Below are 23691 nucleotides of genomic sequence, written 5' to 3' on the forward strand. Positions count from 1 at the left end.
GACAAAAAGTCGCAGCGCCGCTCCGTCGCAGGCGCCTTTTCCCGAGCCTGCGCTCGGACAGATATGATTTGAAAAGGAGAGCGGCGGATGGAGGAGGCGAGCGTCGGCTCTGCGACACTCGGCTTTCGCGCGCGCGGGATGCATTGCCACGGCTGCGAGCGGGCCATCGAGCGCGCCGTCGGCGAGCTTCCCGGCGTCGCGAGCGCGAAGGCCGATTATCCGACCGAGCGCGTGAGCGTGGTCTATGACCCCGCCGCCGTCACGCCGAAGGCGATCCGCGCGGCGGTCGAGCGCCAGGGCTATCGCGCCGTCCCCATGGAGGAGCCCGGCGGCGGCCGCCTCGGCAAGATTCTCGGCGTGCTGCTCGGCCTCGCCGGCGTCGCTCTGCTGATCTTCATCGACACGCATTGGATCGGCGAGGCCGGCGCGCCGGACATCGGCCGCCATATGAGCCTCGAGCTGATTTTCCTGCTCGGCCTGCTCACCGGCTTTCATTGCATCGGCATGTGCGGCGGCTTGGTGCTGAGCTATGCGGCCGATGACGCGCGGCTGGGGCGCCCGTCCTATCGCTCGCATCTGCTCTATGGCGCGGGCAAGACGATCTCCTACACGGCGATCGGCGCCTTGTTCGGCCTCGTCGGCGCCTTCATCGCCTTCACGCCCATGCTGCGCGGCGTCGCCGGCGTCGCGGCCGGCGCTTTTCTCATCGTCTTCGGCCTCAACATGCTCGGCCTTTTCGCGCCGCTGCGCCGCTTTCGCTTCGCTCTGCCCGCGCCCTTGCAGCGCTCTGTCGACCGGCGCGCGGCGGGCTCGCATCGGCCGTTCGTCATCGGCCTCTTCAACGGGCTGATGATCGCCTGCGGGCCGCTGCAGGCGATGTATGTGATGGCGGCGGGAACCGGCAGCGCGCTCGAGGGCGCGAAAATGCTGCTCGCCTTCGGGCTCGGCACGCTGCCTGTCATGCTGAGCTTCGGCGCGCTGTCGACTCTCGTCTCCGCCTCGCTGACGCATCGCCTGCTGATGGCCTCGGGCGCAATCGTCGTCGCGCTCGGCGCGGTGATGATCAATCGCGGCATGATCCTCACCGGCTGGGGCTATGATCTGCAATCCATGATCGGAACATTGCGCGGCGCGGCCGAACGCTCGATTCTCTCGCCCGCGCCTGCGCCCTCCCCTGCGCCGGCAGCCGCGCCCGCTGTGGGGCCGCAGGCTTCGGAACCGCAGCCGCGCGGCGCCTATCAGACGATCGAGATGGATGTCGTGGTCACGGGCTTCTCGCCCAATCGCTTCTCGCTCATCGCGGGCGTCCCCGTGCATTGGGTGATCGACGGAAAAGAAATCACCAGCTGCAATCGCCGCATCGTCGTTCCGAGCCTCGATCTCCAATTCGACGTGAAGCCCGGCGTCCAGACGATCGAGTTCACGCCGCGCGCGGCCGGCGTCATTCATTGGAGCTGCTGGATGGGCATGCTGCGCGGCGAGTTCGACGTGCGGGACGCGCCCGCTCCGGCCGTCGCCGCGACGACGACGCCGCCGCCGCAAACGCCGGCGGGCGAAAGGCCGAGCGCGCGCTCCATCGCGCATGACGACCTCTATCGCATCGCCGCGGGCGACACGCTGCACGACATCGCCGTGAAGCTCTATGGCGACGGCGCGCGCTGGAAGGAAATTCTCGCCGCCAATCCGGGGCTCGATCCGCGGCGGCTGAAGCCCGGCGAAACGATAAGGGCGCCGCGCGACGAGCGCTGACCGCTCACGCCAAATATTTGGGCAGCTCGCGCTCGAATTCGGGAAAATACAGCGAGATCACGCTCACATCGAATTGCCCGAGAATCTGCTCCTTGGGCTCGCGCTCGAGCAGGAATCGAAAGGCCGCGTCGAGACATTGCTCGGCGCTGGAGACGCCGCCGCCCAATCGCTCGGCGAGCACGCGCGACATGGTCACGCGATGGCGCGACTTGCTCGCGGCGTCACGCACCACGACATCGAAGGTGAGGGTATTGGGAGCGCCATTGTCGCGGCGCGCAATATCGATCGCGATGGTCATGCAGCCTCCGCCAGAAGCGTCTCTATATCCGCCGCGATCACCTGCGGCCGATCGGTCGGCGCATAGCGCTTCACGACGCGGCCGTTTCGATCGACGAGAAATTTGGTGAAATTCCATTTGATCGCCTGCGTGCCGAAAACTCCGGGCGCCTGCGCCTTCAAGAAACGATAGAGCGGATGCGCATTTTCGCCATTCACGTCGATCTTGGCGAAGAGCGGAAAAGTGACGTCATAGCTCGCCGAGCAGAAGGCGCCGATGGCGGCCTCGTCGCCGGGCTCCTGATGGCCGAACTGATTGCAGGGAAAGCCGAGCACGGCGAAGCCACGGTCGCGATAGGCGCGCCACAGCTCCTCGAGCCCCTGATATTGCGGGGTGAAGCCGCATTTGCTCGCGACATTGACGATCAGCAGCGCCTGGCCGGCCCAATCGGCGAGGCTCACGCTTTCGCCGTTCAAGCGACGCGCTTCGAAATCATGGACGCGATTCTCGCGGACAGGGCTCATGGCCGAGGCGACCTCTCGACATATTCGCCTCGATCGCGGCGCGCGAGGGGCTCCCCGAAACCGCCGCTGAACGGCGGATCGGCGGAGCCACTCGGCCAATATGGCGCAGACTCGCGCTTTCGTCACCGCGCCCGCCGGCATCTAGAGCCGATGGCGGGCGCTTTCCGCCTCTCAGGCCTCGGCGAGCAGGGCGTGAATGTCGGGCTCCATCTGGCGCGGCGTGTTGGTGGCCTGGAAGCGCTTCACCACATTGCCCTTGCGGTCGATGAGGAATTTGGTGAAGTTCCACTTCACGTCTTCCGCCGGACCCGGGTCCTTCTCCTTCAGCAGCTTGTAGAGCGGGTGCTGATTTTCGCCATTCACCTCGATCTTGCTGAACAGCGGGAAGGTCACGATGAAGCGGGTGGAGCAGAAGGTCTTGATCTCCTCGTCCGTTCCCGGCTCCTGATTGCTGAACTGGTTGCAAGGGAAGCCGAGAATGACGAACCCCTTGTCGCGGTTCTCGTTCCAGATCGCCTCGAGGCCATTGTATTGCAGCGTGAAGCCGCATCGGCTCGCCACATTGACGATCAGGATCACCTTGCCGGCGTAGTCGCCGATCTTGACGGTTTCGCCGTCGATCGTGCGCGCTTCGATATCATAGAGCTCGGACATGACTGAGAAGGTCTCCGTTCTGCGCGCCGGCGCCCGAGAGCGCGCGGTGCATTCTGGGCCGCAGAATGGCCGCGCGCGCTTTTTTGGGCAAGCCGGGAAACGCCTAAATTCGCGGCGCCTTCGCCTCTTCAGGCGGCGTCGACATTCTCGTCCATCTCCTCGCCGAGCCCGTACTCCTTCATTTTGCGGTAGAGCGTCGAGCGGCCTATGCCCAGACGACGCGCAATCTCCGACATCTGCCCGCGATAATGGACGAGGGCGAATTTGATGACCTCGGCCTCCAGCTCCTCGAGACGGCGCATGTCGCCATGCGGGCCGAGAAGCGCCATCACATTGGGATCGCGAATCTCGACGCGCACGATCTCCCGCTCCGGCGCGGGGCCGGCCGAGACGGGCGCGGGCGCCGGCGGCACGCGGGCGGAAAAGCCCTCCACATGGGCGGCGATCTGCGGGAACTCGTTGACCGTCAGCTCGTCGCCGTCGGCCAGCACCACGGCGCGGAAGACGGCGTTCTCGAGCTGGCGGACATTGCCCGGCCAGTCGTAGCTCGCCAGCAGCGTCGTCGCCTCATGCGATATGCCGCGCAGGCGCTTGTTCTCCTCCGCCGCGAAGCGGATGGCGAAGCGGCGCGCCAGATCGCCGATATCGTCGCGGCGCGCGCGCAGCGGCGGAATGGTGATGGGGAAGACGTTGAGCCGGTAGAACAGATCCTCGCGGAACTGGCCGCGCTTCACCTGCTCGATCAGATTCTGATTCGTCGCCGAGATGAGGCGAATGTCGACCCGCACCGGACGCTTGGCGCCGACGGGATCGATCTCCCCCTCCTGCAGGGCGCGCAGCAGCTTCACCTGCGTCTCCAGCGGCAATTCGCCGATCTCGTCGAGGAAGAGCGTGCCGCCATTGGCCTCGAGGAATTTGCCCGCATGCTTCTCGGTCGCGCCGGTGAAGGCTCCCTTCTCATGGCCGAAGAGAATGGATTCGACGAGATTGGCCGGCAGCGCCCCGCAATTGACCGTGACGAAGGCCTTGCCGCGGCGATCCGAGCCGCCCTGAATGGCGCGCGCGACGATCTCCTTGCCGACGCCCGACTCGCCCTCGATGAGCACGGGAATATTGGAATGGGCGGCGCGCTCGCCGAGGCGAATGACGCGCGCCATCTCCTCGCTGCGCGAGACCAGATCGCGGAAGGTCAGCGCGCCGTCCCTGCGGCGATTGACGCGGCGCAGTTCGCCCGCCAGCGCGTCGGCCGACAACGCATTCTTGATGGAGACCTGCAGACGCTCGGCGCCGACCGGCTTCACGACGAAATCATGCGCGCCGGCGCGCATGGCCGAGATCACCGTCTCTATGGAGCCATTCGCCGTCTGCACGATGACGGGCACGTCGATCTTGAGGTCGCGCAGGCGCGTCAGCACGCCCATGCCGTCGAGATCGGGCATGACGAGATCGAGAATCAGCAGATCGACCGGCGTCGCGCCATTCTGCGTCAGCCGCGCCAGCGCCTGCTCGCCGCCCTCGACAGTCTCCACCTCATAGCCGAAGCGCCGCGCCGAAGCCTCGAGCAAGCGGCGCTGGACCGGATCGTCGTCGGCGATCAGAATCGTAGAAGTCATTGATCCTCTTGAAATCTCTTAGGCCTGCGCGGCGTGGGCTCGGGCGGATCGCGACGATCCGCGGCGTGCAATAGAGGATGTGGACGACGCCACCTTCCGGCCATGCTCGGAGATCAGGGTAAAGGCGTCGTTAACGTGAGCCTCGCCGTCGGGACGAATCCGAAGGCCGGGGACGAGAAAAGCTCCTGCGCGGCCAGCGGCTCGGCGGCCTGCGACTTGCATTTTTTCCGTCCCGTGCCCGATATTCGGCGAAGCGCCCTTCATCCTCAACTCCCGGTTCGAACCATGCCGCATCTTCACGCCCGCGTCCAAGCCCCTCTTCGCGACGCCGTCTCCGAGGCCGAGGCCGGCGGCCCCGGCCCCGCGCTCCCCGAATGGAATCTCGCCGATCTCTACGCCGCGCCGGATTCGCCGGCGCTGGCCGCCGACATTGCGGCGGCGGAGAAGGAGGCCTCGGCCTTCGCGGCCGCCTATCGCGGCCGCCTGAGCGAGATCGCGAGCGGCGCGACGGCGAGCGAGACGCTCGGCGAGGCCGTGCGGCGCTATGAGGCGCTACAGGACCTGTTGGGCCGAATCATGTCCTATGCGGGTCTGGTCTACGCCGGCGACACCACCGACCCCGCGCGCGCCAAATTCTATGGCGACATTCAGGACAAGATCACCGAAATTTCCACGCAGCTGCTGTTCTTCCAGCTCGAGCTGAACCGCATCGACGACGCAATTCTCGACGCCGCGGCGGCGAAGGCGCCGCTCGCGCATTGGAAGCCCTGGCTCGAAGATATTCGCATGGAGAAGCCCTATGAGCTCTCCGACGAGCTGGAGCGTCTCTTCCACGAGAAATCCGTCACCGGCCGCGCCGCCTGGAACCGCCTTTTCGACGAGACCATCGCCTCGCTGCGCTTTTCGATCGGCGGCAAGGAGCTGACGATCGAGCCTGCGCTCAATTTAATGCAGGATACGCGCGAGGAGGTGCGGCGCGAAGCCGCGCTCGCCGTCGGCGCGACGCTGAAAGCCAATCTGCGCACCTTCGCGCTCGTCACCAACACGCTCGCCAAGGACAAGGAGATCGGCGATCGTTGGCGCGGCTTCGAGGATGTCGCCGATTCGCGCCATCTCTCCAACCGCGTCGAGCCCGAAGTCGTCGCGGCGCTGGTGGAAAGCGTGACGAAAGCGCATCCCAAGCTGTCGCATCGCTATTACAAGCTCAAGGCCAAATGGTTCGGCAAGGAGGCGCTGGACTATTGGGACCGCAATGCGCCGCTCCCCTCCGTCCCCTCGCATAATTACAGCTGGGACGAGGCGCGCGACATCGTTCTCACGGCCTATAGCGGCTTCGCGCCGCAAATGGCGGAGATCGCCTCGCGCTTCTTCGACAAGAGCTGGATCGACGCGCCGGTGCGGCCGGGCAAGGCGCCCGGCGCCTTCGCGCATCCGACCGTGCCGTCGGCGCATCCTTATGTTCTGGTCAATTTCCAGGGCAAGACGCGCGATGTGATGACGCTGGCCCATGAGCTCGGCCATGGCGTGCATCAGGTGCTGGCCTCGCGCCAAGGCGCGCTGATGGCGCCGACGCCGCTGACGCTCGCCGAGACGGCCTCCGTCTTCGGCGAGATGCTGACCTTCCGCTCGCTCTTGGCGCAGACGACCGACGTCGAGAAGAAGCGCGCGCTGCTCGCCTCCAAAGTGGAGGACATGCTCAACACTGTGGTGCGGCAGATCGCTTTCTATTCCTTCGAGCGCAAGGTGCACACCGAGCGCAAGAAGGGCGAGCTGACCGCCGACAAGCTCTGCGAGCTGTGGATGAGCGTGCAGAGCGACAGTCTCGGCCCGGCCATTCGGCTCGGCGAAGGATACGAATCCTTCTGGGCCTATATTCCGCATTTCGTGCATTCGCCCTTCTATGTCTACGCCTACGCCTTCGGCGATTGTCTCGTGAACTCGCTCTATGGCGTCTATCAAAAGGCGGAGACGGGCTTCGCCGAGCGCTATTTCGGCCTGCTCGAGGCCGGCGGCGCCAAGCCCTATAATGAGCTGCTCGCCCCCTTCGGTCTCGACGCGCGCGATCCCGCCTTTTGGGGCATAGGGCTCGAGATGATCGAGGGGCTGATCGCGGAGCTGGAGGCGATGGAGGGGTAGCGCGTCCGCGGGCGCTCTACGGCCGGCTGATCGGCGCCTTTTCTTCCGACGCGCTTCGATCTATCTTGGGCTCATGAGCGCCACCATCACATTCGATACGCTGAAATTCGTCGAGAAGCTCGAGTCCGGCGGCTTTTCGCACGCTCAAGCGAAAGCCGCGGCGGAGGCTTTCGCCGAGGCGTCGAGCCAGGAGTTCACCACCAAGGCCGATTTGGCGGCTCTTCAGATGGAGCTGCGGGCCTCGGAGCAGAAGCTCGAAGCCAAGATTGCGACCACCGCCGCCGATTTGAAGGTCGATATTCTCCGCTGGCTGATCGTGACGCAACTCGCCCTCGGCGGCTTCCTGTTCGCCGCGATGAAATTCACACGCTGAAGGGCGAGCCCCCTCACTCCACATTCTGCCCGATCCGCCACAACACGCCTGACGGATCGACCAATGTGAAATCGCGCATCCGCCATGGCTGGCGCTGCACATCCGAGATTTTGACGCCATAGCGCGCGCCGATCCCGCTCTCATCGACCTTCGCCTTCCACGCGTCGACATCCTCGACCAGCAGATGCAGCATCAGATTCTCGGCGAATTCCTTCACGTAGAAATTCTGCAGCAGGAAGCTCACAGTCTCGTGATGGAAATAGGCGACGCCATCGCCGTCCGAGGCGAGCGTGAAACCCAATTCCTGATAGAAGCGCTTTGAGAGCTCGAAATCCTTCGCCGGCACGAAGGCCTTTAATTCAACGCATCGCAAATTCGACATGAACGGCTCCCGAGAAACGGAACGCCGCCCATCCTATCAGAAAAAGCGCGTCAGCTCTCGCGGTCCGGCCCGCCCCACAGCCAGGCCGCGCCGCGCACACCGCCCGAGTCGCCATGCACATTGCGCAATATGCGCGTGTCGATGGCGTCCGAGAACGCCTGCTTCTCGACCAGATCGCGCAGGCCCTCATAGATGAAATCGATATTGGACACGCCGCCGCCGAGCACGATCACATCTGGATCGAGCAGATTGACGATGCCCGCCAGCGCGCGCGACAGGCGGTCTCGATAGACTTCCAGCGCATGGCGCGCCGCCGCCTCGCCCGCCGCGGCGCGCGCGGCGATCTCCTCGCCGCTCGCCTCGGTGCCGCTGCGCTGGCCATAATCATAGGCGAGCGCCGGGCCGGCGAGAAAAGTCTCCACGCAGCCATAATGGCCACAATAGCAGAGCCGCCCGGGAAATTCGTCCGGCGTCATCCAGGGCAACGGCGTATGGCCCCATTCGCCCGCCACCTTGTTGACGCCCTGCAGAACCTCGCCATCGACGACGACGCCGCCGCCGACTCCCGTTCCCAATATCACGCCGAAGACCACGCGCGCCCCCGCCCCGGCGCCGTCCACGGCCTCCGACAGGGCGAAGCAATTGGCGTCATTCTCGAGCCGCACCGGGCGCTCGAGCAGCGCCGCGAGATCCTTGTCGAGCGGTCTGCCGTTGAGCCCCGTCGTGTTGGAGTTTTTCACGAGGCCGGTGCGCGGAGAGATGACGCCCGGCGTGCCGACGCCGACGCTGCCGCGCCCGCCGATCTCGCGCTCGAGATCGAGCACGAGGCCGCCGATGGTCGCCAGAACGGCGGCGTAATCATGCGCGGGCGTCGGCGCGCGCCGGCGCGCCAGCGTCTCGCCCATGGGACCCATGGCGATCGCCTCTGTCTTGGTGCCGCCGAGATCGACGCCGATGCGGAAGGGTTCTCTGGTCATCGCCCTTCGTTCATCTATGGCGGCGGCGCGATCGGGCAGCCCCCGCCCCTATGGTCTTTCGCCTCGGCGCGTCGCCAAAGCTATTGCAGATAGGCGCGATCCAAATCGACCGCGCCTTTCAGCGTCGCGGCCGCGCCCCTGTCGATGCGCACGGAATCGAGCGACAGGCCCTCGGCCCGGGTTCCCTCGAAGCGCGCGCCGGTGAGATCGGCGCCGGCGGCGTCGACATCCTTCAGCGAGGCCTTGTCGAAGATCGCGCCGGGCGCCCGCGCATAACGCATGTCGGCGCGGGAGAGATCTGCGCCGTCGAAATGCGCGCCGTCGAGCTTGGCGGAACGCAGCACGGCGCGCATCAGCCCCATGGACTGGTTCTTCATATCGGCGGACATATCCGCGCCGCGGAAGGAGGCGCCGCGCAGATCGGCGCCCGAGAGATCGGCGGCGAGCCGGCTCTTGGAGAAATCGGCGCCCTCGGCGCGAGCGCGCTGCAGCTGCGCCGCGAAGACATGCGCGCCGCGCAGGCTGGCGCCGGAGAGATCGGCCTCCAGCAGCCAGGCCTGATCGAGAATGGCGCCGTCGAGCTTGGTCTCGGCGAGCCGCGCCTTCACCAGCCGCGCGGCGCGCAGATTGACGCCTGAGAGATCGAGGCCGGAAAGATCGAGCCCGTTGAGGCTGCGCATGGAGAGATCGAGCGTCTCGCCCGGCTTGGTCGCCGCGAGGCGCGCTTCTATGTCGGCGCGCGTGAACTCGGACTGCGAATAGGCGGGCTGGGCGAGATCGACATTGCGCAGCATGTCCTGCGCCGGCGCTTCCACAGAGGCGAGGCAGAGCAGCAGCGAGGCGCCGAGAAGATGCGCGATTCTCATTCGGCCTGCGCCCGTTCCGTCGCCGCGGCGAGCTCCTTGGCCTGCGCCACCCAGCGGCCGCGCTCGGGACGGCCGGGAACCGCGAGCGTCGCGCCGATCCAGGCGACATTCTCGGAGGACCAAGCGGCGATCTGATCGAAATGATAGACGCCGAGCCCGTGCAGCTTCTCGACGCTCTTGGGTCCGAGACCTTTGATCTTGGTGAGATCGTCGGCGCGGCCGCCGCGCGGTCCCGGCAGCCCCTCCGGCCGCTGGCCCGGCGTCTTGCGCTCGCTCTCGGCGGGACGCGGCGCTCCAGCGCGACGGCGCGGCTCGGCGACCGGAGCCGGCGCCTCGGTGAGCGCGGTTTCCGGCGCGGGCGGCTCGGCTGCGGCGATCGGCTCAGGAGCGGGAGCCGGCGCATTTTCCGCCAGCGTCGCCGCGGCGCCGCGCAGCGCGACATGGGAGACATCCGCATGCGGCTTCCGCTTCGCCGGCGCGGCCGGAGCCGCGGCGCCGAACAGCAGCCTGACCCCGCCGCCGAAGGGCAGGCCGATCAGATAGGCCGTGGCGAGCAGCAGCCCCAATTCGAAGAGGAGGCCGTTGCGGCCGGGAATGGTCTGCAGATTGGCGAGCAAAAAGCCGCCGGCGAGCGCGAAGGCCGAGGCCACCACGACGCCATGGCCGGCGAATATCGCGCCGGCCTCTTTTTTCGTCGTCCAAAAGCCGATGACGAGCCCCAGCGCGAGCGCGGCGGCGAGCCATTGCGTGGAGGCGGCGAGCAGATAGAGCATGGGCGTTCTCCCTCGAAAGCCCCGGATCACCGGATCGAGAATTCGATGCGACGGCCGCTCTCGTCGACCGCCGCAGCGCCCGAGGCGGAGAGTCGCGCCGCTTCGACCCCCGCCTCGATGAGATAATTGCGAACGGCCTCGGCGCGACGCAGGCCGACGGCCTCATTCTCCGCATTCGAGCCCGCGCCGGCGAACAGCCCGACGATATCGACGGCGGCGCCCGGGCTGCGCAGCAGCACATAGGCGAGCGCGTCGACGACCGGGAGGGATGTTTCCGCGATCGAATTGTCCGCGCCGAAAGTGAGCCCTCGAGCCGCCGTCTCCGACAGAGCGGCGTAGAGGCGCGTCGGCGGAATTTCGTCCTTGGTCGCGAGGCCGAGCCGCGCGGCGTTCTCATAGCCTTCCGGCAGCTCGCGGAAGAGCCGGGCGCGAATGTCATATTGCGCCTTGGCGTTATAGGCCGCGCCTTCCAGCGCCAGCTTGCGGTCGGACAGCGCCGCGACGCCCGCGTCGAGCCGCGCCAGCGCCCGCAACGCCACGCTCGCCGCCTCGGCGAATCCCTTGGGCGCGCCATCCGCTATGGCGAGATCGACCTCCACCGCATCGCCGAAATCACGCTTCGCCTGCTCGGCGATGCGCGCGCGCGTCGCCGCGTCCGGCGCGAAGCCGGCGAGCGCCAGACCGCTCTCCTGCTTGCGCGCGGTGAAGACGAAAGGCGAGACCGCGCCCGCCGCCACGCTCACCTTGCCGAGGCCGAAGCTCTTCGGCAGCGCCGCGCGCAGGCTCGCCTCGACGGCCGAGGCGCCGACATTGGTCTTGCCCGCGCCCTCGATGGAGACGACGCCATCGGCGATGGAGGCCTTGCCGCTGGAGAGCTTGGCGAGCTCGCGCAGAGCGGCGCCGGCCGCTGCGGCGAAATCGCCGGGCGCGCCGCCGGCGACGCGCGTCTGATCGCTGGCCTTGCCGAGGCTGGCCGCCTCGGTGAACAGCGCCTCGCGCGTCGTCTCGCTCGGCGCATAGCCGAACAGCGAGACGAGCTCGCCGGCCTTGGCGGCGCTCCAGACGAAGGGCGAGACGCGCGGCGGCGCGATCTCCGCCTTCACCGCGACGCCCTCGGGCGGGGCTTTCAGCGCCGCCTCGGCGCGATCATAGCCATCGAAGCTGGCGGCGGCGCCGGTGACGGACAGCGAAGCGTCGCTGACCGTCACTCTGCCGTCGCCTATGGCGTCCAGCAGAGCGACGCCATAGGCCGCGAGCGCGGCGTAATTCTTGGGCGCGCCCAGCGCCGAGATGGAGGCGTCGGCAAGCTCGAGGCCTCTGCCCGCGGCCGCGTCGCGAATCGCGACGCGCTCGCCGGGGACGGGCGCATTGCCGGAGAGCGCGAGCGTCTTGCCCTTGCGCTCGAGCGCAAAGGCGAAAGGCTGGGCGAAGGGCGGCGGCGTCGTGGCGTCCGCGACCGAGCGCACGCCCTCTTGCAATTCGACGCTGCGGACGGCCTCGGCGACGGCGGCGGGCGCGAGGGCGACGCCGGACAGGCGAATGTCGCGCCCGTCCACATCGACGCGCGCGCCTTCGACAGCGCCGGGGGATTTGTCGAGCGCCGCGCGCACGCGGTCGCCCAAATCTTTTTCGATCTTCTCGACGTCCGACGTCGCGACGATCGTGAACAAGGCGGCCAGCACGGGCAGGCCGATCCACCATTTCGTCGGCTGGATCATGGCTTCCGTCGCTCCCTGGGGCGAGAATCATTACGTAACCGGCACAGTTCTACCAGTCGAGAGGCCGCAGACCAACTCGAGGGAAGCGCGTTGCCGCGTCGCAGGAAGCCGATTCAGCCCTTTTTCTTGGACGGCTGCTCGCCCGGCTGAAGGGGCGGCGCGGGGTAGAGCTCGATCGCCCGATCGATCGTCCAGAAGCAATCCAGCGCACCGGACGGGCGCACGCACCACAGCGGGCCGTCGCGCTGATCGACGTCAACCTTCTGATCGCGCATGAGCTGCACGCATTGGCCGGCCTGGAGCTTGCCGCGAAAATAGGCGGGGTCGTCCTTGGCGGCCTTGTCCGAGGCCGGGCGGAAGGCGCGTTTTATGTCCGCTTGATCGCGGCAGGCGAGAACGGCGCCGCGCGCGGCCGCCGCCTGCGCCGCGGAGGCGAGGCCGAGCGTGGCGCAGAGGGTGGCGGCGACGAGGGCGCGACGGGCGTACATGTCGCGAATCTAACGCATTGGCGCGCGCTTTACCAGCCGTGCCGACGCTTGCCGAAAGGCGCTTTTCAGCGCCCTTTTACGATTTTGCCGGGCCGGTCCGCCGCTCGATCTCGGTTTTCACCCTTTTCCACAGATCGATCGCGCGCGGCCTCGCCCATTCATAGCCCTCGATGGCCCGCGGACGCGCCCAATCATAGAGCGCGACGCTCCATTCGCCGAGCAGCCGGCCCGTGGCCTTGGCGAAATCGACGCCCTTGTCGAACCAGGGCAGGAATTGGCTGTCCGCCGGAATCTTGGCGCGCGCCCAGGCGACGGCGTCCGCGACGATCTGCGAGATCGCGCGCCAGAGCTGACTCCAGGGCTCGTCCACCGGCGTGCTCGTCACCTTGTCGCGATAACGCGCGAAATCTCCCGCGAGAGTCGCCTTGGCGCGGCGCTCGTCGTCGAGCTGGCGCTGCAGATCGGCGGCGCGCTTTTCGGCCTCTTGCGCCTTGCGGGCGTCGCCGTCGGCCTTTTGCGCATTGCGCCTGGCCTCGAGCTGGGCGTCGTCGATCTCGCGGGTCGACTCGTCCACCTGCACCGCCATCGCCTCATATTTGGAGAGCACGTCGTCGCGCTGCTCGATGACGCTGCGCAAAAGCGAGACGAGCGCGTCGCGCCCGAGCTTGTCATAATCCTCGCCAGCGGCGGGGGTCGCGGCCGCCACAGCGGCGCTTCGATTGCGATTGTCGGACAGTTCGGCCTCCATCGACTTTTCGCGCCGCGGCCTATGCGCCGGCGCTTCGCCGATGCGGTTAGATAAGAAGGCCACGCCCGCCGACCAGCCATGCCTCGCGGCCATCGGCGGCGACGAAACGCCTCACGGCGCGCGCTGGAACAAGCCGAAGGTCAAGAGCGCGCCGATGATGACCACGATAATGCGCAGCCAATTATCCGGTATGTGATGCAGCATGCGCGCGCCCACGACCCCGCCTATGGTGGCGCCGAGCGAGGTGACGAGCGCCTGCGCGAGGTGCAGATCCGGCGAGAACAGGAAGATCGCCACGGCGGAGGCGTTCATCACCGCGGCGAGCACGTTTTTGGTCGCGGCGGCGATGCGCACATTCTGCCCCGCCATGGTCAGCGCCGCGACCATCAGAAAGCCGATGCCGCCGCCGAAATAGCCGCCATAGACCGAGATGAGAAATTGCGCCACGCCGGCGCCACGCGTCGAAAGTTGCGCATCGGCCTCGCCCGGCTTGCGCAGAAAGCTGCCATAGGCGAACACCACGGTCGCGAACAGCACCAGCCAGGGAACGAGCTTGGCGAAGAAGGCCGGCGGCGTCAGCAGCAGGATGACCGCGCCCACCGCCCCGCCGACGATGCTGATGATGAACAGCGTGCGCAGGCCGAGGCCCGCCGCCCCGCGCGAGAGATCGCGGCCCGCCCAGCCGGTGGCGATCTGCGCGGGAAACAGCGCGACGCAGGAGGTGACATTGGCGGCGCGGGCGTCCATGCCGGTGAGCATGAGAGTCGGCAGAGTGAGAAAGGAGCCGCCGCCGGCCAGCGCATTTTGCGCGCCCGCCCACATCGCGACCAAAAAGAGCAGAAACAGCAGCATGGGTCGAGGCGCCTTTTAACGCGCTTTCCGATCGAACGGAATCGTTCGATCGATCAGAATTCGCGCCCAGTGAGAGACGTTTAGAGCGCTATCCGATCCAATTGGGTCGGATAGCGCTCTAAACTTCCCAAACCCGATATTTCAGGTCGGGCTCTGGAAGGCAAGCCATAGCTCGAAATCAATCTTTCCAGGGGTCTTCGCCCGGCCGCCGAATGGTCAATCCGCCCGCGAAGGCGCGCACCAGCCGCTCGAGCTCGCCCTCCAGCGCCGCCTCCGACATTGGCGCGAGCTTCTCCTCGAGGCCGAGCGAGACGACGCCATGCACGGCGGAGAACAAGGTGCGCGCCAGCAGCGCGCGCGAGGCCGCCGGCTCGTCCGGCAGCAGCCGCGCCAAGGGCGCCTCGACCAGAGCGAAAAGCCGGCCCTGATCCTCGAGATACCAGGCCGGCGCGGGACGGCCGCCGGCGAGCCTGTGCTCGAACAGCGCCCGCCACAGCGCCTTATTGGCGCGGGCGAAGGAGAGATAGAAGCGCGACAGGCGCAGCAGCTCCTCCGCCGGCTCCGGCGCGGGGCCGGGCGGCGCGGCGAGGCCCTGCTCCAGATGCGCGAGCGTATCCGCGCCGATGCGCAGGATCAGATCGTCGAGATCGTCGAACACATTGTAGATGGCGCCCACGGCGCAGCCCGCGGCGGCGGCGAGATCGCGCGCCCTCAAATTCTGCAGCCCGCCCTCGGCGATCGCGGCGCGGCCCGCCGCCACCAGCCGCGCGCGCAGATCGGCGCGGCGCGTGGAGGTCTTGGACGCGGAGCGCTCCGCGGCGCTGGAGTCAGTTTTTTGAACGTCGTTCATTTTTCTCTTGAGCGCTGTTCAGATCGTGCTATGGTCGCCCCTGAACGATGTTCATAGCAGGAGGCCGCGAATGTTCAAGCCGCCTTTTCGATGAAAGTGCGACGCCCCCTCCCCGACCCTCCCCCGCTCCGCGGGAGAGGGGGCGGATTGCGCGTTTCATGGAGATTTCGCGTAGCGTTTGCCGCCTTCCCTCTCCCGCAGAGCGGGGGAGGGTGAGGGAGGGGGCCGCCCGATCCTAAAATCTCATCGCCGCGAGCCTCTCTCGCGGCGTAATATGTGCGGGCGCGCAACGCCCGCCGACCAACCCATCCTTAAACAGAATCGGCGAAACCTTCATGTTCTCGCCGCGCGCCGACGGAATTTCTCACATGTCCGACAATCTGCTCCTCACCAAACGTTTCGCGCCTTTGTTCTGGTGCCAGTTCTTCGCCGCCTTCAACGATAATTTCCTGAAGAACGCGCTGGTTCTGCTCATATTGTTCAAGATCGGCGGGCATGAGGGCGAGTCGCTCGTCACGCTGGCCGGCGCCATTTTCATCGCGCCCTATTTCGTTCTCTCTGCGCTCGGCGGACAGATCGCCGACAAATACGACAAGGCGCTGGTCGCGCGGCGCTTGAAATTCGTCGAGATGGGCGCGGCGCTGATCGCCGTCGCCGGCTTCGCGCTCTCTTCCGTTCCCGTGCTCTTCGCGGCGCTGTTTTCCTTCGGCGTGCTCGGCGCGCTGTTCGGCCCGGTGAAATACGGCATTCTTCCCGATCATCTGCGCCAGGAGGAATTGCCGGCCGGCAATGCGCTGGTGGAAGGCGCGACCTTCCTCGCCATACTCACCGGCACCATCGCCGGCGGCCTCGCCATGCATGGCGGCGGCGAGCCGATCATCACCACCATCGGCGTCACCGCCGCGGCCGTGGCCGCCTGGGGCGCCGCGCGGCTCATTCCCCCCACCGAGCGCGCCGCGCCCGATCTGCGCATCGATCCCAATGTGCTGCGCTCCACCGCCGTGCTGCTGCGTGAGCTGTGGAGGGACAAGCGTCTGTGGCGCGTCGGCGTGGTGACGGGAATTTTCTGGCTCGTCGGCGTCATCGCCATGTCGCTGCTGGCGCCGCTGGTGACGCATGTGATGCATGGCTCGGAACTGGTCGTCACTTTGTTCCTCGCCGTCTTCGCTATCGCCATTGCGGTGGGCTCCGGCCTCGCCTCCTTCCTGCTGGCGGGACGCATCGTGCTGCTGCCGGCGGCGATCGGCGCGGCGATCATCGCCGGCGCCTCGCTCGATCTCGGCTGGACTCTCGCGACGCTCGCGCCGCAGGAGGCGACGACGCCGCTCGAGATCGCCGAATTCTTCGAGCTCTCCGGCGCCTGGCGCGTGACCATCGATCTCGCTTCTCTCGCCATCGCCGGCGGGCTGATGATCGTGCCGAGCTTCGCCGCGCTGCAGGCCTATGCGCCGGCCCATGAGCGCTCGCGCATCATCGCCGCGGTCAATGTGCTCAACGCCGCCTTCATGGCCGGCGGCGCCTTCGCCGTCGCGCTGCTGCAGAGCAAGGGCGTCTCCGTGCCGGATCTCTTTCTCGGCATGGGCGGACTCATGGCGCTCGCCGCCATATGGATCTACAAAGCGGTCGTCGTCTCCCCTTTTCGTGACGCCCTGTCGATCATCTTCCGCGCCTTCTATCGGCTCGAGGTGAAAGGCTTCGCCAATTTCGCCAGGGCGGGCAAGAATCCGATCATCGCGCTCAATCATGTGAGCTTCCTCGACGCCGCGGCGATCCTCTGCGTGCTGCCGGTCGATCCCGTCTTCGCCATCGACTCGACGATCGCGACGAAATGGTGGGTGCGACCCTTCCTGCGCTATGTGCGCGCCATTCCGCTCGATCCGACGCGCCCGCTCGGCACGCGCACGCTGGTCAATGCGGTTCGCAACGGCGATCCACTGGTCATCTTCCCGGAGGGACGCCTCACCGTCACCGGCAGCCTGATGAAGGTCTATGACGGCGCCGGACTCATCGCGGAAAAATCCGGGGCCTGGGTCGTGCCCGTGCGCATCGAGGGGCCGGAAGCGACGATGTTCTCGCGCTTGACCCGCGAGCAGGCGCGCCGCCGCTTCTTCCCCAAATTCACGCTGACCGTGCTGGAGCCGACGCGGCTCGAGGTCGATCCCGCATTGCGCGGCAAGGCGCGGCGCATCGCCTCCGGCGCGGCGCTCTATGAGATCATGTCCGATCTCGTCTTCCGCACCAGCCCCATCGACCGCACGCTGCATCAGGCGCTCGTCGACGCCGCGCGCGAGCATGGCGCCGGCCGCGTCGCGATCCAGGACCCGATCGCCGGCGCGCTCACCTATAAGCGCATCATGATCGGCGCCCATGCGCTGGGCCGCAAGCTGCAGCGCATCTCGCAGACGGGCGAGGCGCTCGGCGTCATGCTGCCCAATTCCAACGCCGCCGGCGTCACCATCTTCGCCGTCGTCGGCGCCGGGCGCGTCGCGGCCATGGTGAATTTCACCGCCGGCGCGGCGAACATCGCCTCGGGCCTCAAATCCGCGCAGGCGACGACGCTGCTGACCTCGCGCGCCTTTGTGGAGAAGGGCAAGCTCGACGCGCTGATCGCCGCGCTCGATAAGGAGTTCCGCATCGTCTATCTCGAGGATGTGCGCGGCGAGATCACGCGCGCCGACAAGCTCTCCGCCTTGCTGCGCCACAAGCGCCCGCTGGAGAAGCGCAGCCCCGACGATGCGGCGGCCATTCTCTTCACGTCGGGCTCGGAAGGCGCGCCCAAGGGCGTGGTGCTCTCGCACAAAAACCTGCTCGCCAACGCCGCCCAGGCCGCCGCGCGCATAGACTTCGGCCGCACCGACAAATTGTTCAGCGTGCTGCCGGTGTTCCATTGCTTCGGCCTCAATGTCGGCTTCATCCTGCCGATCGTCTCCGGCGTGCCGGTCTATTTCTACCCTTCGCCGCTGCACTATAAGATCGTGCCGGAGCTGGTCTACAACGCCAACGCCACAGTGCTGCTCGGCACCGACACATTCCTCAACGGCTATGCGCGCGTCGCGCATTCTTATGACTTCCGCTCGCTGCGTTATGTCATCGCCGGCGCCGAGCCGGTGAAGCAGGGAACGCGCGAGGTCTATCTCGAGAAATTCGGCATTCGCATTCTCGAGGGCTATGGCGTCACCGAGACGGCGCCGGCGCTGGCGCTCAACACGCCCATGTTCAACCGCTTCGGCAGCGTCGGCCGGCTGCTGCCGGGCATGGAGCTGCGCCTCGAGACTGTTCCCGGCGTCGCCGAGGGCGGCCGTCTCTTCGTGCGCGGCCCCAATGTGATGCTCGGCTATCTTCTGGCCGACGATCCCGGCGTGCTGAAGCCGCCGGCGGAGGGCTGGCACGACACGGGCGACATCGTCACTGTCGATGCGCAGGGCTATATAAAAATTCAGGGCCGCGCCAAGCGCTTCGCCAAGATCGGCGGCGAAATGATCTCGCTCGCCGCGGTGGAGACGCTCGCCGCGGAGCTGTGGCCCAATGCGCTGTCGGCGGCGGCGCGCGAGCTCGATCCGCGCAAGGGCGAGCGCATCGTGCTGGTGACGCAGCAGAAGGATGCGACGCGTCCCGAATTCCTCGCCTTCGCCAAATCGAAAGGCGCGTCGGAGCTGATGGTCCCGGCCGAATTCATGATCGTCGACAAATTGCCGCTGCTCGGTTCCGGCAAGCTCGATTTCGCGGGCGTCGCCACAATGGTGCGCGACCGCAACCGTTATGTTCTGCCCAGCCCGCGCATACCCAACGGCCTCGGCCGCATCGTCGGCGATGCGACGACGCAGAACGCCTGAAACGAAAGGTCGCAACGCAATGGATTATCGCAAATTGGGCCGCACCGATCTCAGCGTGTCGGCGATCATGCTCGGCACGATGACATGGGGCCAGCAGAACACCGAGGCCGAGGGACATGCGCAGCTCGACCATGCGCTCGATCGCGGCGTCAATTTCATCGACACGGCGGAAATCTATTCCATCCCGCCGCGCGCCGAGACGCAGGGCTCGACCGAGCGCATCATCGGCTCCTGGCTCGCGGCGCGAAAGAACCGCGACAGAGTGATATTAGCGACGAAAGTCTCGGGCCGCAGCGAGAGCCCCTATCTGCGTCCCGACGCCGAGGGAACCAGGCTCGATCGCAAGAACATAGAATATGCGATCGACGGATCGCTGAAGCGCCTGCAGACGGATTATGTCGATCTCTATCAGCTGCATTGGCCCGATCGCCCGCTGCCGCTGTTCGGCGCCGGCGGAACCATTTATCGCGCGCCGCCGAAGGTCGACGAAATCCCCATAGAGGAAACGCTGGAGGCGCTCGCCGATCTGGTGAAGGCCGGCAAGATTCGCCATGTCGCGCTCTCCAACGAGACGAGCTGGGGCGTCGCGCGCTTTCTGAGCGCGGCGGAGAAGGGCCATGGGCCGCGCGTCGTCTCGATCCAGAACGCCTATAATCTCATCAATCGCACTTTCGAGATCGGCCTCGCCGAATTCGCGACGCGCGAAGATGTCGGCCTGCTCGCTTATTCGCCGCTGGCGCAGGGCTATCTCACCGGCAAATATCAAAATGGCGCACGTCCCGCCGGCGCGCGCACCACTTTGTTCGAGCGCGGCCAGCGCTATGAGAAGCCCGGCGTCACGCAGGCGATCGACGCCTATCTCGCGCTGGCGAAGGAGATCGGCGTCTCGCCGGCGAAGCTCGCCCTCGCCTTCGTCACCTCGCGTCCCTTCGTGACCTCCAACATCATCGGCGCGACGACGATGGCGCAATTGCAGGAGGATTTGGATTCGCTCGAGGTGACGATCACGCCGGAAATCGAAGCGCGCATCGACGAGATTCATCAGCTGCACAGCAATCCCGCGCCGTGAGGCGCAAGAGGAAAGCGAGCCATGGATGTGAGACTGCGGCTGGCGCCGCTCGAGGACAAGCGAGAGATCGCCGCTCTCTTGCGGCGCTATCTCGTCGAGCTCGGCCCTTGGGGCTATGACGAGCCGGACAATTATCCCTTTCTCGATTCCTATTGGCGCGAGCCGAGCCGCTCTCCTTATGTGATCGAGGCCGACGGCGCCGCCGCCGGCTTCACGCTCGTCAACGCCATCTCTATCTCCGGCTATCCGGTCGACGCCTCGATAGCGGAATTCTACGTGCTGCCGCATCTGCGCCGCGCCGGCTGCGGCGGCGAGGCGGCGATGCAGGCGTTTCACACGCGCGTCGGCTGGTGGGAGCTGTCCTTCCATCGCGACAACGCCGCCGCCCGCGCCTTCTGGCCGACGATCGCCGAACGCGCCGGCGGCAAGCGCATTCAGTTTTTCGATGTCGGGGAAAGTCGTATTCTACGTTTTCGCATTTCGCACTAGCTTTCCCGATCACGAATTGCGAGGCTGGCGAGCGCTCGTCCACCTGCGAAGCAAGCGATTTGTGCAATGTATTGGAAGAATTTCTCGAAGATAGTCGCGACCTTCGCGCTGGCCGGTCCGCTCGTCGGAACCGCCCTGAGTTTGCTGCCTTTATTCCCGACGACCAGGTCACTCGTGGGATTCCCGACATTCTGGATCAAGTGGGCGTTCTTGATCGGCTTCCCCATAGCGTTCCTCACCGGAGCGCTTTTTGCGTTTCTGGCCCTTTCTCACAGCAAGCGCCATTTCCTTCACGCTTGGCTCAGCGCATTGGTCGCGAACGTCTGCGTCACAATCGTCTTCGGCGTCATGATGGAAGCCGGGCCACGCATGTTCAGAGTGTTGATAGCCCTCGACCTGACGCTGCTGATCCCCTCGCTGGCGGCGGCCACGATTTGCTGGCTTCTCGCCACTCGATGGCTCAATGCGACGTCCGTCGTCACCGCACCGGAATGAGCAGATCGGTGACGAGCCCTTCCGGCGGCGCGTCATAGGGCGTGTTGCGATAGATCTCGAGCGCGGGGCGATCATCCGGCTCATGACCGCTCGTCGGCAGCCATTCGCCATAGAGCTTCTGAAAGGCGGCGGCGATGCCGCTATAAGGGCCGACATGCCGATAGGAGGCGTAGCGCCCGCCGACCATATCCACGATCGTCACCTCGCCAGAAGCGGCGACGCCCTCTGGAAAAACCAGGCCGGCGCAATAGCGAAAGCCGCAATCTTCTTCCGGGTCGCCATAGGAGACGCCGATCGGATAGAGCGCCCGTCCGGCGAGGCCCGCCTGCATATGCCAGCGCCACAGGCCCGCCCATGTCTCCGGTATCGACGCCACCGGCCCCTTGTGCTCGAGGAGATGCGCGCGGATCGGCGCCAGCTCGACGATCTCGACATTCATGGCTGCGTCCTTTCTCGTGACGACGACGGGGCAAGGCAGAGTGAAATCGGCGGCGGCGCGATGCGTCGCGCGAAATTGCGTAGGGCTCACGGCGACGAAGCCGCGAAAGGCGCGCGCGAAGCTCTGCGCATTCTCATAGCCCGCCTCCAATGCGATATCGGCGACGCTGCGCGCGCTCGTCGCCAGCGCCCGCGCGGCGAGGGTGAGGCGGGCGCGGCGAATCGTGTCGGCGACGCTTTCGCCCTGCATGGCGCGATAGATGCGATGAAAATGAAACGGCGAGAAATTGGCGAGCGACGCCCACTCCTCCAGCGAGCGGGATCGCGCGGGATCGCGAAAAATCGCCTCGGTGACGCGCCCGATGCGCCGCGCATAATCATTGCGTGTCGTCTGCTTCATGGATTTCGAGCATAAAGGGACGCCGCGCCGGGCGCATTGCAGAGATTGCTCATTTTCGCCCTATGCGCGAAAATCGCAATGGTCGTCGAATTATCGCATTTATCGCAATGATGGCGTCTTTGGGCCGGGGCGAGCGAGAAGGATTTTGAAAAATGCGTCTCATCGGAATGCTGGATTCGCCCTATGTCAGACGCGTCGCCATATCGCTGAACGCATTCGGCCTGCCTTTCGTGCACGAGCCATTGTCGGTGTTTCGCGATTTCGACGCCTTCGCCGGAGTCAATCCGATCGTGAAGGCGCCGACGCTGGTCACCAATGAAGGCGTGACGCTGCTCGATTCGACTCTGATCCTCGAATATCTGGAGCGTCTCGTCCCCGCCGAGCGCAGGCTCACGCCGGAACGGCCGGAGCATTTCTTGCGCGCGCAACGAATCATCGGACTGGCGCTGGCGGCGAATGAGAAGACCGTGCAGCTCGTCTATGAGTCGAAGCGTCCCGACGAGCGGCGGCATGCGCCCTGGATCGAGCGCGTCGAAGGCCAGCTTTTGGCCGCCTATCGGTTGCTGGAGGCGGAAGTCGCCGCGGCCGCGGACGGATTTCTGTTCGGCGCGCGCCCGCTGCAAGCGGACATAACCGCCGCCGTCGCCTGGCGCTTCACGCGCAGCGTCGCGGCGGATCGGCTCGCGGCCGCCGACTTTCCCGCGCTCGCGGAATTTTCGGCGCGGGCGGAGCGCCTGCCGGAGTTCGCGGCGGCGGATTTCGACTGACGCAAATCGAAGGGAGGATGTGGCTATGCGAGCCTGAAGGCTCGCGCGGTCCAACAGCGCGCCCTGGACCGCGAGCCTTCAGGCTCGCTTTTTTGTCCAAGGGCAAAGCAAAGATCAGCTCACAATCTTCCCCAGCAGCCAATCCAGCGCCTCGGGGAACACCAGCTCCTGCGTCGCGGCGATCTCCTCGGCGCTCCACCATTTCCAGCCGAGCACGTCGCTGCGCTCTATCTCGGTGAAGCCGCTGGTGTCGGGCGTGAACTCGCCCGTGCGAATGGCGTAGAAGCGCTCGTCGGCCTGGAACCAATCCTCGCCGAGCTGCATCGGAAACGCGCGCGAGAAGACGATGTCGCCGATCTCGACGCCGGTGAGCCCGGTCTCCTCGGCGAGCTCGCGGCGGGCGGCGGCGTCGAAGGTCTCGCCGGGCTCCAAGGCGCCGCCGATCGAGCCCCAGAAATGCGAATGTCCCTGCTCGACGAACACCGGCGACAGGCGCGTCGAATAGCGGAACAGAAGAACGCGATTCTGCTCGTCCAGCGGCAGCAGCCGCGCCGCCGGACGGCGCTCCAGCTTGCGCCCGTCATAGGGCATGACCACGCGCTCGCGCGCGCCCTCCTCCGCCCAGCGCTCGAGCGTCCAGCGACCATCCTCATAGAGAAACCAATTGGGGGCGGCGTGCAGCACCGGCGGATCGCGCTTCTCGGAGAGGCCGAGGCCAGTGGCGAGGCGATAGCCAATGTCCAGCACGCCGGCATGGGCGATGACGAGCACCGTCTCGCCCGGATGCCGCGCCGCTATGGCGGTCAACTCATCGCCGACGCGCGCGGCGAAAGCGGCGAGCGTCTCGCCGCCCGGAATGAGAAAATCCGCCTGTCGCTGGCGATGCTTGGCGTGCTCGCTCGGAAAGGCGCGGTCGACGTCGTCGAAGGTCATGCCGTGCCATTCGCCGTCGTCTTTCTCGCGCAGCGCGATGCTCGTCTCTATGGGCAGGCCGAGCCGGCGCGCCAGCGGCGTGACGGTCTGCACGGCGCGCTTGAGATCGCTGCTGTAGATGCGGTCGAAACGGGTGGAGCCGAGCTCGCGCGCCAGCGCCTCGGCCTGCGCCAGCCCTCTCACATTCAGGGGGATGTTCAGCTGCCCCTGAACGCGCCTCTCGAGATTCCAATTGGTTTCGCCGTGCCGTGCGAGACAGATGCGCGTGCGCGCCATTGACATTCTCC

23 protein-coding genes are annotated in these 23691 nt (G+C 66.4%); 8 read left to right on the forward strand and 15 right to left on the reverse strand.

The genetic code is table 11. From position 1 onward, the window contains the following. Positions 1–87: 87 nt before the first annotated feature. On the forward strand, positions 88–1749 hold the full coding sequence (locus METLW4_RS0111875) for an urease accessory protein UreH domain-containing protein (protein ID WP_018266436.1): 1662 nt from the start codon (positions 88–90) through the stop codon (positions 1747–1749). A gap of 4 nt (positions 1750–1753) precedes the next feature. On the opposite strand, the gene METLW4_RS0111880 is transcribed toward METLW4_RS0111875, so the two are convergent. The 4 genes from METLW4_RS0111880 to METLW4_RS0111895 form a co-directional block, all read right to left on the reverse strand. Then, a complete protein-coding gene (locus METLW4_RS0111880; protein ID WP_018266437.1) occupies positions 1754–2047 on the reverse strand; it encodes a hypothetical protein in 294 nt (97 codons plus the stop codon). Continuing rightward, entirely contained in the window at positions 2044–2550 is a 507-nt protein-coding gene (locus tag METLW4_RS0111885; protein ID WP_018266438.1) for a glutathione peroxidase, read from the reverse strand. The genes METLW4_RS0111880 and METLW4_RS0111885 overlap by 4 nt, the downstream gene beginning before the upstream one ends. A gap of 171 nt (positions 2551–2721) precedes the next feature. After that, complete coding sequence (locus METLW4_RS0111890; protein WP_018266439.1) at positions 2722–3204, reverse strand: glutathione peroxidase; 483 nt, start codon at positions 3202–3204, stop codon at positions 2722–2724. Positions 3205–3332: 128 nt separating this feature from the next. Next, entirely contained in the window at positions 3333–4817 is a 1485-nt protein-coding gene (locus METLW4_RS0111895) for a sigma-54-dependent transcriptional regulator (protein WP_018266440.1), read from the reverse strand. 285 nt (positions 4818–5102) lie between these two features. Here METLW4_RS0111895 and METLW4_RS0111900 point away from each other — a divergent pair, with 285 nt between their 5' ends. After that, a complete protein-coding gene (locus METLW4_RS0111900) occupies positions 5103–6953 on the forward strand; it encodes a M3 family oligoendopeptidase (protein WP_018266441.1) in 1851 nt (616 codons plus the stop codon). 73 nt (positions 6954–7026) lie between these two features. Continuing rightward, complete coding sequence (locus METLW4_RS0111905) at positions 7027–7326, forward strand: DUF1640 domain-containing protein (protein ID WP_018266442.1); 300 nt, start codon at positions 7027–7029, stop codon at positions 7324–7326. A 13-nt stretch (positions 7327–7339) separates the two neighbouring features. Here METLW4_RS0111905 and METLW4_RS0111910 read toward each other — a convergent pair whose 3' ends face one another. From METLW4_RS0111910 to METLW4_RS0111950, 9 genes are all read right to left on the reverse strand, one after another. Further along, positions 7340–7708 (reverse strand): VOC family protein, encoded by a 369-nt coding sequence (locus METLW4_RS0111910; RefSeq protein ID WP_018266443.1) that lies wholly within the window; start codon positions 7706–7708, stop codon positions 7340–7342. Positions 7709–7758: 50 nt separating this feature from the next. Continuing rightward, a complete protein-coding gene (locus METLW4_RS0111915; RefSeq protein ID WP_018266444.1) occupies positions 7759–8685 on the reverse strand; it encodes an ROK family protein in 927 nt (308 codons plus the stop codon). An 80-nt stretch (positions 8686–8765) separates the two neighbouring features. Then, the gene (locus tag METLW4_RS0111920; RefSeq protein WP_018266445.1) at positions 8766–9551 is read right to left on the reverse strand and encodes a pentapeptide repeat-containing protein; all 786 of its coding nucleotides are present in this window, start codon (positions 9549–9551) and stop codon (positions 8766–8768) included. Next, positions 9548–10324 (reverse strand): hypothetical protein, encoded by a 777-nt coding sequence (locus METLW4_RS24725; protein WP_043331833.1) that lies wholly within the window; start codon positions 10322–10324, stop codon positions 9548–9550. The genes METLW4_RS0111920 and METLW4_RS24725 overlap by 4 nt, the downstream gene beginning before the upstream one ends. A 26-nt stretch (positions 10325–10350) precedes the next feature. Beyond that, positions 10351–12042: an OmpA family protein gene (locus METLW4_RS0111930; protein ID WP_018266446.1), complete on the reverse strand. Its 1692-nt coding sequence runs from the start codon at positions 12040–12042 to the stop codon at positions 10351–10353. Positions 12043–12155: 113 nt separating this feature from the next. Continuing rightward, a complete protein-coding gene (locus METLW4_RS0111935) occupies positions 12156–12530 on the reverse strand; it encodes a hypothetical protein (RefSeq protein WP_018266447.1) in 375 nt (124 codons plus the stop codon). Between the two features lie 76 nt (positions 12531–12606). After that, positions 12607–13278: a hypothetical protein gene (locus METLW4_RS0111940; protein ID WP_245258445.1), complete on the reverse strand. Its 672-nt coding sequence runs from the start codon at positions 13276–13278 to the stop codon at positions 12607–12609. A gap of 111 nt (positions 13279–13389) precedes the next feature. After that, the gene (locus METLW4_RS0111945; protein WP_018266449.1) at positions 13390–14130 is read right to left on the reverse strand and encodes a sulfite exporter TauE/SafE family protein; all 741 of its coding nucleotides are present in this window, start codon (positions 14128–14130) and stop codon (positions 13390–13392) included. A 178-nt stretch (positions 14131–14308) separates the two neighbouring features. Next, positions 14309–14980: a TetR-like C-terminal domain-containing protein gene (locus METLW4_RS0111950; RefSeq protein ID WP_018266450.1), complete on the reverse strand. Its 672-nt coding sequence runs from the start codon at positions 14978–14980 to the stop codon at positions 14309–14311. Between the two features lie 368 nt (positions 14981–15348). Between METLW4_RS0111950 and METLW4_RS0111955 the strand changes: the two genes are divergently transcribed. The 4 genes from METLW4_RS0111955 to METLW4_RS0111970 all read left to right on the forward strand — a co-directional run bounded on the left by METLW4_RS0111955 (position 15349) and on the right by METLW4_RS0111970 (position 20866). Next, the gene (locus METLW4_RS0111955; RefSeq protein WP_043332676.1) at positions 15349–18813 is read left to right on the forward strand and encodes an acyl-[ACP]--phospholipid O-acyltransferase; all 3465 of its coding nucleotides are present in this window, start codon (positions 15349–15351) and stop codon (positions 18811–18813) included. A 19-nt stretch (positions 18814–18832) separates the two neighbouring features. Continuing rightward, a complete protein-coding gene (locus METLW4_RS0111960; protein WP_018266452.1) occupies positions 18833–19882 on the forward strand; it encodes an NADP(H)-dependent aldo-keto reductase in 1050 nt (349 codons plus the stop codon). Positions 19883–19903: 21 nt separating this feature from the next. Then, positions 19904–20371, forward strand: coding sequence for a GNAT family N-acetyltransferase (locus METLW4_RS0111965; protein WP_018266453.1), 468 nt, complete (start codon positions 19904–19906; stop codon positions 20369–20371). 66 nt (positions 20372–20437) lie between these two features. Then, entirely contained in the window at positions 20438–20866 is a 429-nt protein-coding gene (locus METLW4_RS0111970; RefSeq protein ID WP_018266454.1) for a hypothetical protein, read from the forward strand. On the opposite strand, the gene METLW4_RS0111975 is transcribed toward METLW4_RS0111970, so the two are convergent. Beyond that, entirely contained in the window at positions 20850–21704 is an 855-nt protein-coding gene (locus METLW4_RS0111975) for an AraC family transcriptional regulator (protein ID WP_018266455.1), read from the reverse strand. The two genes, METLW4_RS0111970 and METLW4_RS0111975, sit on opposite strands and share 17 nt — an antisense overlap. A 152-nt stretch (positions 21705–21856) precedes the next feature. Here METLW4_RS0111975 and METLW4_RS0111980 point away from each other — a divergent pair, with 152 nt between their 5' ends. After that, entirely contained in the window at positions 21857–22471 is a 615-nt protein-coding gene (locus tag METLW4_RS0111980) for a glutathione S-transferase family protein (protein ID WP_018266456.1), read from the forward strand. Positions 22472–22585: 114 nt separating this feature from the next. On the opposite strand, the gene METLW4_RS0111985 is transcribed toward METLW4_RS0111980, so the two are convergent. Further along, positions 22586–23680: a histidine phosphatase family protein gene (locus METLW4_RS0111985; RefSeq protein ID WP_018266457.1), complete on the reverse strand. Its 1095-nt coding sequence runs from the start codon at positions 23678–23680 to the stop codon at positions 22586–22588. Positions 23681–23691: the final 11 nt, after the last annotated feature.

Origin of the sequence: Methylosinus sp. LW4 (assembly GCF_000379125.1) — a bacterium.
Lineage (GTDB): Bacteria > Pseudomonadota > Alphaproteobacteria > Rhizobiales > Beijerinckiaceae > Methylosinus.

Bases quoted from the DNA above. Each gene is read 5' to 3' on its own strand.
- METLW4_RS0111875 (WP_018266436.1), top strand. From the start codon at position 88: ATGGAGGAGGCGAGCGTCGGCTCTGCGACACTCGGCTTTCGCGCGCGC.
- METLW4_RS0111880 (WP_018266437.1), bottom strand. From the start codon at position 2,047: ATGACCATCGCGATCGATATTGCGCGCCGCGACAATGGCGCTCCCAAT.
- METLW4_RS0111885 (WP_018266438.1), bottom strand. From the start codon at position 2,550: ATGAGCCCTGTCCGCGAGAATCGCGTCCATGATTTCGAAGCGCGTCGC.
- METLW4_RS0111890 (WP_018266439.1), bottom strand. From the start codon at position 3,204: ATGTCCGAGCTCTATGATATCGAAGCGCGCACGATCGACGGCGAAACC.
- METLW4_RS0111895 (WP_018266440.1), bottom strand. From the start codon at position 4,817: ATGACTTCTACGATTCTGATCGCCGACGACGATCCGGTCCAGCGCCGC.
- METLW4_RS0111900 (WP_018266441.1), top strand. From the start codon at position 5,103: ATGCCGCATCTTCACGCCCGCGTCCAAGCCCCTCTTCGCGACGCCGTC.
- METLW4_RS0111905 (WP_018266442.1), top strand. From the start codon at position 7,027: ATGAGCGCCACCATCACATTCGATACGCTGAAATTCGTCGAGAAGCTC.
- METLW4_RS0111910 (WP_018266443.1), bottom strand. From the start codon at position 7,708: ATGTCGAATTTGCGATGCGTTGAATTAAAGGCCTTCGTGCCGGCGAAG.
- METLW4_RS0111915 (WP_018266444.1), bottom strand. From the start codon at position 8,685: ATGACCAGAGAACCCTTCCGCATCGGCGTCGATCTCGGCGGCACCAAG.
- METLW4_RS0111920 (WP_018266445.1), bottom strand. From the start codon at position 9,551: ATGAGAATCGCGCATCTTCTCGGCGCCTCGCTGCTGCTCTGCCTCGCC.
- METLW4_RS24725 (WP_043331833.1), bottom strand. From the start codon at position 10,324: ATGCTCTATCTGCTCGCCGCCTCCACGCAATGGCTCGCCGCCGCGCTC.
- METLW4_RS0111930 (WP_018266446.1), bottom strand. From the start codon at position 12,042: ATGATCCAGCCGACGAAATGGTGGATCGGCCTGCCCGTGCTGGCCGCC.
- METLW4_RS0111935 (WP_018266447.1), bottom strand. From the start codon at position 12,530: ATGTACGCCCGTCGCGCCCTCGTCGCCGCCACCCTCTGCGCCACGCTC.
- METLW4_RS0111940 (WP_245258445.1), bottom strand. From the start codon at position 13,278: ATGGAGGCCGAACTGTCCGACAATCGCAATCGAAGCGCCGCTGTGGCG.
- METLW4_RS0111945 (WP_018266449.1), bottom strand. From the start codon at position 14,130: ATGCTGCTGTTTCTGCTCTTTTTGGTCGCGATGTGGGCGGGCGCGCAA.
- METLW4_RS0111950 (WP_018266450.1), bottom strand. From the start codon at position 14,980: ATGAACGACGTTCAAAAAACTGACTCCAGCGCCGCGGAGCGCTCCGCG.
- METLW4_RS0111955 (WP_043332676.1), top strand. From the start codon at position 15,349: ATGTCCGACAATCTGCTCCTCACCAAACGTTTCGCGCCTTTGTTCTGG.
- METLW4_RS0111960 (WP_018266452.1), top strand. From the start codon at position 18,833: ATGGATTATCGCAAATTGGGCCGCACCGATCTCAGCGTGTCGGCGATC.
- METLW4_RS0111965 (WP_018266453.1), top strand. From the start codon at position 19,904: ATGGATGTGAGACTGCGGCTGGCGCCGCTCGAGGACAAGCGAGAGATC.
- METLW4_RS0111970 (WP_018266454.1), top strand. From the start codon at position 20,438: ATGTATTGGAAGAATTTCTCGAAGATAGTCGCGACCTTCGCGCTGGCC.
- METLW4_RS0111975 (WP_018266455.1), bottom strand. From the start codon at position 21,704: ATGAAGCAGACGACACGCAATGATTATGCGCGGCGCATCGGGCGCGTC.
- METLW4_RS0111980 (WP_018266456.1), top strand. From the start codon at position 21,857: ATGCGTCTCATCGGAATGCTGGATTCGCCCTATGTCAGACGCGTCGCC.
- METLW4_RS0111985 (WP_018266457.1), bottom strand. From the start codon at position 23,680: ATGGCGCGCACGCGCATCTGTCTCGCACGGCACGGCGAAACCAATTGG.